We start from the raw sequence: 1765 nt of genomic DNA, 5'->3' as shown, positions 1-1765 counted from the left end.
CTGGAAATTAAGTCCGGCGGTGTCCTACTCTCCCACACCCTGGCGAGTGCAGTACCATCGGCGCTGGAGGGCTTAGCTTCCGGGTTCGGAATGGGACCGGGCGTTTCCCCTCCGCCATGACCGCCGTAACACTATGAAACACACAATTCAACCAACGCGAACAACACGCCCTCATCGGGCTGCTGTTCCAGCAGCTGGTTGGTGTTTCAGACACCGTACAGTGGATGCGTAGCATGTTTGTGGGCAAGTCCTCGGCCTATTAGTACCAGTCAACTCCACCCGTTACCGGGCTTCCATCTCTGGCCTATCAACCCAGTGGTCTAGCTGGGGGCCTTAACCCTCAAAAGGGGTGAGAGACCTCATCTTGGAACAGGCTTCCCGCTTAGATGCCTTCAGCGGTTATCCCTTCCGAACGTAGCAAACCAGCCATGCCCCTGGCGGGACAACTGGCACACCAGAGGTTCGTCCGTCCCGGTCCTCTCGTACTAGGGACAGCCTTCCTCAAGTCTCTTACGCGCGCGGCGGATAGGGACCGAACTGTCTCACGACGTTCTAAACCCAGCTCGCGTACCGCTTTAATGGGCGAACAGCCCAACCCTTGGGACCTACTCCAGCCCCAGGATGCGACGAGCCGACATCGAGGTGCCAAACCATGCCGTCGATATGGACTCTTGGGCAAGATCAGCCTGTTATCCCCGGGGTACCTTTTATCCGTTGAGCGACGCCGCTTCCACCAGCCAGCGCCGGATCACTAGTCCCGACTTTCGTCCCTGCTCGACCCGTCAGTCTCACAGTCAAGCTCCCTTGTGCACTTGCACTCAACACCTGATTGCCAACCAGGCTGAGGGAACCTTTGGGCGCCTCCGTTACCCTTTGGGAGGCAACCGCCCCAGTTAAACTACCCACCAGGCACTGTCCCTGAACCAGATCATGGTCCGAGGTTAGACACCCAGTACGACCAGAGTGGTATTTCAAGATTGACTCCACCAGCACTGGCGTGCCAGCTTCACAGTCTCCCACCTATCCTACACAAGCCGAACCGAGCACCAATACCAAGCTATAGTAAAGGTCCCGGGGTCTTTCCGTCCTGCCGCGCGTAACGAGCATCTTTACTCGTAGTGCAATTTCGCCGGGCCTGCGGTTGAGACAGCCGAGAAGTCGTTACGCCATTCGTGCAGGTCGGAACTTACCCGACAAGGAATTTCGCTACCTTAGGATGGTTATAGTTACCACCGCCGTTTACTGGCGCTTAAATTCTGAGCTTCGCCCCCGAAGGGACTAACCCGTCCTCTTAACGTTCCAGCACCGGGCAGGCGTCAGTCCGTATACATCGTCTTGCGACTTCGCACGGACCTGTGTTTTTAGTAAACAGTCGCTTCTCGCTGGTCTCTGCGGCCAACTCACCCTAGCCCGTGAAGAGCTTCAGGTGCTTCGGCCCCCCTTCTCCCGAAGTTACGGGGGCATTTTGCCGAGTTCCTTAACCACAGTTCACCCGATCGCCTTAGTATTCTCTACCTGACCACCTGTGTCGGTTTGGGGTACGGGCCGCATGGACACTCACTAGAGGCTTTTCTCGGCAGCATAGGATCACCCTGTTAGCCCCTCATTCGGGGTCGCCTCACGTCTCAGGATATGTGACCGGCGGATTTGCCTACCGATCTCCCTACACGCTTACACCAGCACTACCACTCGCTGGCCGGGCTACCTTCCTGCGTCACCCCATCGTTTGACTACTACCAGCTCAGGTCCCGCGCTCCACCACTTC

At 57.3% G+C, this 1765-nt stretch carries 2 rRNA genes (1 of these 2 only partly in view); both read right to left on the bottom strand.

The window, feature by feature from the left end:
* Window positions 1-11 precede the first annotated feature (11 nt).
* A 5S ribosomal RNA gene (gene rrf / locus EV186_RS38645) occupies window positions 12-128 on the bottom strand.
* 111 nt (window positions 129-239) lie between these two features.
* Window positions 240-1765, bottom strand: a 23S ribosomal RNA gene (locus EV186_RS38640) (it continues 1688 nt past the right edge of the window).

Origin of the sequence: Labedaea rhizosphaerae, assembly GCF_004362825.1 — a bacterium.
Taxonomy (GTDB): Bacteria; Actinomycetota; Actinomycetes; order Mycobacteriales; family Pseudonocardiaceae; genus Labedaea; species Labedaea rhizosphaerae.
Note: the sequence above shows the minus strand (reverse complement) of the source record. Positions and strands in the feature narration are given on the sequence as shown.